The 8,134-nt window shown below is 72.6% G+C and carries 7 protein-coding genes; all 7 read left to right on the forward strand.

All coding sequences use genetic code 11. The features are described from left to right. The first annotated feature begins 103 nt into the window (after positions 1 to 103). Complete coding sequence (locus tag ACFXGI_RS36135) at positions 104 to 1,306, forward strand: cytochrome P450 (protein ID WP_384716458.1); 1,203 nt, start codon at positions 104 to 106, stop codon at positions 1,304 to 1,306. Between the two features lie 150 nt (positions 1,307 to 1,456). Then, positions 1,457 to 1,654 (forward strand): hypothetical protein, encoded by a 198-nt coding sequence (locus ACFXGI_RS36140; RefSeq protein ID WP_384716443.1) that lies wholly within the window; start codon positions 1,457 to 1,459, stop codon positions 1,652 to 1,654. Further along, positions 1,651 to 3,960 (forward strand): TOMM precursor leader peptide-binding protein, encoded by a 2,310-nt coding sequence (locus ACFXGI_RS36145; protein ID WP_384716446.1) that lies wholly within the window; start codon positions 1,651 to 1,653, stop codon positions 3,958 to 3,960. The genes ACFXGI_RS36140 and ACFXGI_RS36145 overlap by 4 nt, the downstream gene beginning before the upstream one ends. A gap of 84 nt (positions 3,961 to 4,044) precedes the next feature. Further along, positions 4,045 to 5,289, forward strand: coding sequence for a sensor histidine kinase (locus tag ACFXGI_RS36150; RefSeq protein WP_384716449.1), 1,245 nt, complete (start codon positions 4,045 to 4,047; stop codon positions 5,287 to 5,289). 98 nt (positions 5,290 to 5,387) lie between these two features. Further along, the gene (locus tag ACFXGI_RS36155) at positions 5,388 to 5,996 is read left to right on the forward strand and encodes a DNA-binding response regulator (RefSeq protein WP_078621836.1); all 609 of its coding nucleotides are present in this window, start codon (positions 5,388 to 5,390) and stop codon (positions 5,994 to 5,996) included. Between the two features lie 80 nt (positions 5,997 to 6,076). After that, positions 6,077 to 6,721, forward strand: a complete 645-nt coding sequence (locus ACFXGI_RS36160; RefSeq protein ID WP_384716452.1) for a tetratricopeptide repeat protein — start codon at positions 6,077 to 6,079, stop codon at positions 6,719 to 6,721. Further along, a complete protein-coding gene (locus tag ACFXGI_RS36165; RefSeq protein WP_384716455.1) occupies positions 6,718 to 7,992 on the forward strand; it encodes a glycosyltransferase in 1,275 nt (424 codons plus the stop codon). The genes ACFXGI_RS36160 and ACFXGI_RS36165 overlap by 4 nt, the downstream gene beginning before the upstream one ends. Positions 7,993 to 8,134: the final 142 nt, after the last annotated feature.

The following is an 8,134-nucleotide window of genomic DNA, read 5'->3' on the forward strand; positions in this document are numbered from 1 at the left end:
GCGCTACGACGACCGGACGGCACGACGGCAGGAGGGTCGATCCGTGGGAACGGACATCACGGCGGACATCACGGCGGACTTCGGGGCGGACATCGGGGCGGACATGGCGGCCGGCATCGCGGCCGACTTCGGGGCGCTCGGGGAGGAGTTCACCAGGAATCCCCACCCGGTGTACGCCGCGCTCCGCGCCCGGGGCCCGGTGCACCGCGTCCGCGTACCGGAGGGCGCCGAGGCCTGGCTCGTGGTCGGCCACGAGGCCTGCCGCTCCGCGCTCACCGAGCCCTCCCTGTCCAAATCCTGGCGGGACGCCTCGCCCGCGCTGCCGCTGGCGCGGCTCTCCGCCGGCGAGAACCTGCTGAGCGCGAACCCGCCCGACCACACCCGGCTGCGCAAGCTGGTGGTGAAGGAGTTCACCCCGCGCCGCGTCGAGGCGCTCGCCCCGAGGGTACGGGCCCTGACCGGCGAGCTCCTCGACACCATGCTGGCCCGGCCGGCCGGCGCGGCCGACCTGGTCGAGGCGCTCGCGTTCCCGCTGGCCATGGGCATCATCTGCGAACTCCTGGGGGTACCCTCCCTCGACCGCGCCGCCTTCCGCGACTGGGCCGAACAGGCCCTGAGCAGCCCGGACCAGGCCATCCGGACCGCGGCCACGGCGGCGATGACCCGCTATCTCGTCGCCATGGCGGACGAGATGCGCGAGCGGCCCCGGGACGACCTGATGAGCGCCCTCATCCGCGCCACCGACGAGGACGGCGGCCGGCTCTCCCCCGACGAACTCATCGGCATGGCCTGGCTGCTGCTCGTCACCGGCTTCGAGACCACCGTCCAGCTGATCTCCGGCGGTGTCCTCGCGCTGCTCCGGCACCCCGACCAGCTCGCCGCGCTGCGCGCCGACCCGTCGCTCGCCGACGGCGCCGTGGAGGAGATGCTGCGGTACGAGGGGCCGGTCGAGACCACCACGTACCGGTTCACCACCGGGCCCGTGGAGATCGCCGGGACCCCGATACCCGGGGGCGGCGAACTGGTGCTGGTCTCGCTCGCCGACGCCGGCCGGGACCCCGCGCGCTTCCCCGACCCGGACCGCTTCGACATCCGCCGGTCCGCGGGCGGGCACATCGCCTTCGGCCACGGCATCCACTACTGTCTGGGAGCCCCGCTGGCCCGCCTTCAGGCCCGTACGGCCGTCACCGCGCTCCTGGCGCGCTGTCCGTCCCTCTCCCTGGACGCCGACCCCCGTGACCTCACCTGGCGCACCGGGCTCCTCATCCGCGGCCCCCGGCAGCTGCCCGTCCGCTGGCGGAGCTGAACGCTCAGCCGTGCCGGCGGCAGCGCACCATGTGAAAACTTCACCTCGCGCTGGTGACCGGGGCACTGTCCCGCGATCACCGGATCCTCGCAGAATCGTCAGTGAACGGACCGACCCGCGCCACGACGACGCAGAGGGAACTCCACCGCCATGACCAGCCTTTCGGCCAACGCCCGAATCAGCCCCAGCACCGGATCCGTACCGATGCCCGCCCGCCCCTCGAAGCCGGGCCTGGTGATCGAGAACCTCGACGCCCTGCCGGACACCGCGTACGCCCTGTTCACCGTCTGCAGCCAGACGCAGCTCACGGGCCCGGCGGCGCCGATCGCCGGACGGCTCGGGGCATGAGCACTGCCGAGCGCGAGCGGCCGGCCGTGCCGGTTGCGGCCCCGCCGGCCCCCGCCGAGGCGCTGGTGGGTTTCAAGTCCCATCTGCGGCCGACGGTCGTCCCCGGCGACGCCGCCTACCTGGTGTCCCGGCGCGGGGTGACCGCCCTGAGCGGGAGCGGGGCGGAGATCCTCGTACCGCTGCTCGACGGCACCCGGACCGCCCTGGCGGTCCGGCAGGAGGCCGCGCGGACCCTGGGCGCCGAGAACGCCGAGGCGGCCCTCCTCTCCCTGGCCGACGCCGGGTTGATCCGCTCCACCACCCCGGCGGCGGAGGCCGAGGCCGAGGCGTACTGGGACCTGGCCGGGCTGGACGGCGGCGAGGCCGCCGCCGGGCTGGCCCGGGCCGCCGTCGCGGTCGAGGCGCTGCCCGGCCTGGATCCGCGGCCGGTGGCGGAGGCCTGCCGGGAGTCGGGCATCGCGGTCGCCGCGGACCCCGCCGCCGCCGACCTGGTCCTCGTCCTGTGCGAGGACTACCTCTCCCCCGGGCTGGCCGCCGCGGACGCCCGCCACCGGGCCGCGGGCCGGCCCTGGGTGCCGGTCAAGCTGTGCGGGACGGACCCCTGGGTGGGCCCGTTCTTCCGGCCCGGCTCCGGCCCCTGCTGGCACTGTCTGGCCGTACGGCTGCGCGGCCACCGGCATTCCGAGGTGCCGGTGCGGCGCGCGCTCGGCCTCGACGGCCCCGTGCCGCGGCCGCCCGCCGGGCTGGCGGCGGGCACGGCCCTCGCGGTGAACCTCGCCGTCCTGGAGGCCGCCAAGTGGCTGGCCGGGCTGCGCCATCCCGAGCAGGCCCACATCCGTACTTTCGACACCCTGCGCCTGAGCGCCGCCAGCCACCCGGTGGCCCGGCTCCCGCAGTGCGCGGCCTGCGGGGACCCCGGTCTGGTGGCCCGCCGGGTCGGCGCCCCCTTCGTCCCCGTGTCCCGGCCCAAGGCCGCCGCGACCGGGGGCGGGGACCGCGCCCTGACCCCGGCGCAGATGCTGCGTACGTACGGGCACCTCGTGGACCCGGTGACCGGGGTGGTCAAGGAGATCCGGCAGGCCTCCGGCGCACCGGACTTCGTCCACGCGTACACCTCCGGGCACAACCTGGCGATGGAGTCCGCGTCGTTCGCCGGCCTCAGCTCGGGCTTGCGCGCGCTCAGCGGCGGCAAGGGCCGTACCGCCGAGGAGGCCCGTACGAGCGCGCTGTGCGAGGCGGTCGAGCGCTACAGCGGGACGCGGCACGGCGACGAGCCGGTGGTCCGCGACTCCCTGCGCGGCCTGGGCGGGGCGGCCGTGCATCCCAACGACTGCCAGCTGTACAGCCGCCGCCAGTTCGCGGAGCGGGAGCTGTGGAACGCGCGGCACTCCCGCTTCCACCACGTGCCGGCGCCGTTCGACGAGAGCCGGCCGACGGACTGGACACCGGTGTGGTCGCTGACCGAGGGCCGCCGGCGGCTGCTCCCCACCTCGATGCTGTACTTCGGGCGGGGGGCGGATTGCGCCGCGGACGAGCCCTGGGCCGACTCCAACGGCAACGCGGCGGGCAGCAGCCCCGAGGACGCGGTGGTGCAGGGCTTCCTGGAGCTGGTCGAGCGGGACGCGGTGGCCCTGTGGTGGTACAACCGCACCCGTCAGCCCGGGGTGGACCTCGGGGCCTTCGAGGACGAGTGGGTGGAGCGGATCCGCCACGGCATGCGCCGGGCGAACCGGGAGGTGTGGGCCCTCGACCTCACCTCCGACCTGGGGATCCCGGTGTTCGCGGCGCTGTCCCGGCGGACCGACAAGCCCGCCGAGGACGTGATCTTCGGCTTCGGCGCGCACTTCGACCCGCGGGTGGCGCTGTGCCGGGCGCTGTCGGAGCTGGGCCAGCTGCTGCCCGCCGTCGGCGACGTACGGCGGGACGGCCGCGGATACCGGATCACGGACCCGGAGCCGCTGTCCTGGTGGCAGCGGGCCACCGTCGCCAACCAGCCATATCTGGCGGCCGATCCGATGGCGCAGACCCGCACGCCGGGCCACTGGCCGTCGGTCCGGGGCACCGATCTGCTCGACGACGTACGCGTGATCACCGAGCTGGTCCGCGGTAAAGGTATGGACCTGCTCGTACTCGACCAGAGCCGACCTGACCTCGGACTTCCCGTGACGAAAGTGGTCGTACCGGGACTGCGTCACTTCTGGGCGAGGTACGGCTCGGGGCGGCTCTTCGACGTCCCCGTGAGCCTCGGCCGACTGGCCGAACCCACACCGTACGACCAGCTCAACCCCGTCCCGCTGTTCGTATGAGGGAACGATTCGCGCCCCTTGCCCACGCCCCTCCCCTATGCTCACACCTGGCGTGCAACAGAGGAACGCTTAAGGGGGATTGACATGCCTGGCCGCCTCAAGTCCTCGGACGGACCGTCGGAGGCGGTCCTGGTCGAGGGCATTCTGCGACGGAGCCGGGACTTACCCGCACCCCGGATGGCCCAGGTCATCCTCATCGCCGCACTCCTCTGCTACGTGGGCATCACCGCCCTGAACATCCTCAGCGCCGGAGTCGAAGGGCTCGCCCTGGCGGCCGCCTTCGGGTGCCTCGGCGCGGTCTTCGCCCTCCAGCTCCTGCACTCCCGTACGAGCACGCAGCGCGTCCCGGCCGGCCGCCGGGTCCTGACCCTCGGCGCCCAGGCCGCCTTCACCTACCTGCCGCTCATCGCCCTGAAGTCGCAGTGGGGCGCCATGGCGGGCTTCCTCGCCGGCTCCCTGCTGCTGCTCCTGCCCCCACGGCCGGGCTGGATCCTGTACGGATTCGTGGGCGTCAGCATGCTGGTGCCCCCGCTGCTGGAGGGGCGGCCGGTACTCGACAGCGTGTACCTGGTGCAGACGACCCTCCTGACCGGGCTGGTCACCTTCGGTCTGACCCGGCTGTCGGAGCTGGTCCGCGTCCTGCACGAGAGCCGCGGCGAACTCACCCGCGCCGCGGTCACCCGCGAACGGCTGCGCTTCGCCCGCGATCTGCACGACCTGCTGGGGTACAGCCTCTCCGCGATCCAGCTCAAGGGCGAGCTCATCCACCGCCTGATCCCGGCGCACCCGGCCCGGGCCATGGACGAGATCGAGGACGTGCTGGCCATCTCCCGCCAGTCGCTGGCCGACGTACGGCGGGTGGCCAGCGGATACCGGGACATGTCGCTGGAGGAGGAGATCGCCTCGGCCAAGTCGGTACTGGGCGCCGCCGAGGTCGACGCGGTGACCGACATCCGCATGGGAGAGGTCAGTTCGCCGGTGGACACGGTGCTCGCCACCGTGCTCCGGGAGGCCGTCACCAACGTGCTGCGCCACAGCCGGGCCGTGCACTGCGAGATCAGCGCCGTCGAGGAGGACGGCCTGATGACGCTGTCGGTCACCAACGACGGCGTCACCGAGGGCTACCGCGACACCTCGCCGCACAGCGGCAGCGGACTGGGGAACCTGGGGCTGCGCCTGCGGGCGGTGGGCGGGGAGCTGACGGTCGAACGGGGCCCCGGCACCCTTTTCCGGCTGGTCGCGCAGGTTCCCGCACACGGGGACGTCGACCCCGACCTCGACGAGTCGGACGAGCCGGCGGAGGACGGGCGCAGCTGGCTCGTCGCCTGAGGTGAGGGCTCGCACCGGCTGCCAACCGGCTGCCGGACCGGGCCGGTTGCTATGATCGTAAATACAAGATCGACCGCGCGGACGGGGGGCTCGTCACGGTGATCAGAATCCTGCTGGCCGAAGACATGCACATGGTGCGCGGTGCGCTCGTCGCCCTGCTCGACCTGGAGGACGACCTGGAGGTCGTCAGCGAGCTGTCGCGCGGGGACGAGATCCTGGCCGCCGCCCTCGACGTCCGGCCGGACATCGCGATCATCGACATCGACCTCCCGGGGCTCGACGGGCTGAGCGCCGCCATGCAGATCCACGAACACCTCCCGGAGTGCCGGACGCTGATGCTCACCAGCCTCGGCCGCCCCGGCACGCTGCGCCGGGCCCTGGCGGCCCAGGTCTCCGGCTATCTCCTCAAGGACGATTCCCCGAAGGAACTGGCCAGTGCCATCAGGCGGGTGGTCGCCGGCCAGCGGGTCATCGACTCCAAGCTGGCCGTGGCCGCCTGGAACGGCCTGGAGAGCCCGCTGACCGACCGCGAGACCGAGGTGCTGCGCATGGCGGCCCAGGGCTCGGAGGCCGCCGAGATCGCCGGCGAGCTCCATCTGTCCACCGGGACCGTACGGAACTACCTGACGACGGTCGTGATGAAGCTGAAGGCCCGCAACCGGGTCGACGCGATCCGCATAGCCCGCGACGCCGGCTGGCTGGTCTGACCGTACATTCGAGTGGTCTTGGGCGCTGACCGCCTGCCATGGGGCGGCATCGCCCGGGCGCCCTCGTAACGTCGCGGCAAATGAAACGTACGCGACTGTGGGCAGGTATCGCCGGCTTGGCCGCGGCTTGCGCCGGGGTGGCCGTCTGGGCGCTCCAGCCCCTCCCGGCTCCAGCCCGGGAATCCAAGGCGTCACCGGCGCGGCTGCGGACGCAGGAGGCAAGTGCGCTGCTGCAGGCCGCCCTTGTGCAGCAGAACCAGGGCGACCCCAAGGGGGCCGCCCGTACCCTCGGGCGCGCGGTGGAGCTCGATCCCCACAACAAGCTCGCCTGGTACGACCTCGGGGTCATCGCCCAGCAGGAGGGCAGGACGGCCGATGCCGTCGCCTCCTACGACAAGGCCCTGAAGATCGACCCCGCGTTCCCCTCGGCCCTCTTCAACGAGGCGGTCCTGATCGAGCCGGCCGAGCCCGACCGGGCCGCCGGTCTCCTCAGGCGCGCCATCGCCGCCCGGCCGGAAGCGGCCACGGCCCATCTCCACCTCGGACGGATCCTGGCGGACCAGGGCCGTACCGACGAGGCCGCGCAGGAGTTCGGCCGCGCCGTCGCGGCCGATCCCGCCCTGCGCAGCCACGTACCGGAGCAGTTCCGGGACTCCACAAGTCCCGCACCCACACCGGCCCCCCCGCCGGCATCGACACCGACCCCCGCCGGGAGCACCAGATGACGTCGACCGCGACACCGAGGTTCTCCGTTTTCACCCCCAGCCACCGCCCTCGTTTCCTCGACGAGTGCCTGGCGACCCTGCAGGCCCAGACCTGCCCGGACTGGGAGTGGATCGTCCTGCTCAACAGCGGCGCCCGATGGCGGCCGGAGCGGCCCGACGACCGGGTCCGCGTGGTGATCGCGGACGAGGTGCAGGGCGTCGGGGCGGCGAAGCGCAGGGCCTGCGAACTCGCGCGCGGCGAGATCCTCGTGGAACTCGACCACGACGACCTGCTGGCGAAGGCCTGCCTGGCCGAGCTGGGCACGGCCTTCGACGAGCACCCCGAGGCCGTCTTCGTCTACAGCAACACCGCGCAGATCGCCGAGGACGGCAGCCGGGACGACTCCCGCTGGGACGAGTCCTGCGGCTGGCGGTACGAGGAGGTGGAGGTCGACGGCCGCAAGCTGCAGCAGATCGTCTCGCTGGCGCCGACCCCGCACAACGTCTCGTACATCTGGTACGCGCCCAACCACGTACGGGCGTTCCGCAAGGAGAGCTACGAGCAGGCCGGCGGGTACGACGCCGCGCGCACGGTCCTGGACGACCAGGACCTGATGTGCCGCCTGTTCCACATCGGGGACTTCCACCACATCGACCGCTGCCTGTACCTCCAGCGGGTGCACCCCGCGAACACCCAGAGCGACCCGGAGATCAACGCGCACATCCAGCGCGAGACGGTCGTCCTGTACGACAAGTACATCGAGGCCAACGCGCTGGCGTGGACCCAGCGGCGCGGGCTGCTCGCGCTGGACCTCGGCGCGGCCCACCGCAAGCCGCCCGGCTACCTGGGTGTGGACCAGTACCCCGGGAAGGGCGTCGACATCGTGGCGACGCTGCCCGGGAAGCTGGACCTGCCCGACGGTTCCGTGGGCCTGATGCGGGCGGTGGACTTCCTGGAGCACGTGCCGTCGAAGGTGCCGCTGATCAACGAGCTGTACCGGCTGCTGGCGCCCGGCGGCATGCTCCTGACGATGACGCCGAGTTCGGACGGGCGCGGGGCGTACCAGGACCCGACGCACGTCGCCTACTACAACGAGAACTCGTTCTGGTACTACACGGACGATCAGTACCGCACCTTCGTCCCGACGATCGAGGCCAAGTTCCAGTCCTCGCGGCTGGTCACGTACTTCCCGAGCGACTGGCACTCGAGGAACGACATCTCGTACGTGGTGGCCAACCTCATCGCGATGAAGGAGGGCGCCGCACGGTGCGGCGGGCCGCTGCTGGTGTAGGTGCGTGCGGCAGGCAAACGCCGGCGCCCCCGGGGGGGCGCCCCCGGGGGCCGGCGGTGTTTGGGGGGGGGGGGGGGGTTTTAAACAAAACCCGGCCCCCAATAAATTTGACAACACGGTTTGCGGGGTGGGGGTTTTAAGA

This window comes from Streptomyces sp. NPDC059355 (assembly GCF_042752335.1).
Lineage (GTDB): Bacteria > Actinomycetota > Actinomycetes > Streptomycetales > Streptomycetaceae > Streptomyces.

Coding starts and splice junctions, on each gene's coding strand:
- ACFXGI_RS36135 (WP_384716458.1), top strand. CDS start 104: ATGGCGGCCGGCATCGCGGCCGACTTCGGGGCGCTCGGGGAGGAGTTC.
- ACFXGI_RS36140 (WP_384716443.1), top strand. CDS start 1,457: ATGACCAGCCTTTCGGCCAACGCCCGAATCAGCCCCAGCACCGGATCC.
- ACFXGI_RS36145 (WP_384716446.1), top strand. CDS start 1,651: ATGAGCACTGCCGAGCGCGAGCGGCCGGCCGTGCCGGTTGCGGCCCCG.
- ACFXGI_RS36150 (WP_384716449.1), top strand. CDS start 4,045: ATGCCTGGCCGCCTCAAGTCCTCGGACGGACCGTCGGAGGCGGTCCTG.
- ACFXGI_RS36160 (WP_384716452.1), top strand. CDS start 6,077: ATGAAACGTACGCGACTGTGGGCAGGTATCGCCGGCTTGGCCGCGGCT.
- ACFXGI_RS36165 (WP_384716455.1), top strand. CDS start 6,718: ATGACGTCGACCGCGACACCGAGGTTCTCCGTTTTCACCCCCAGCCAC.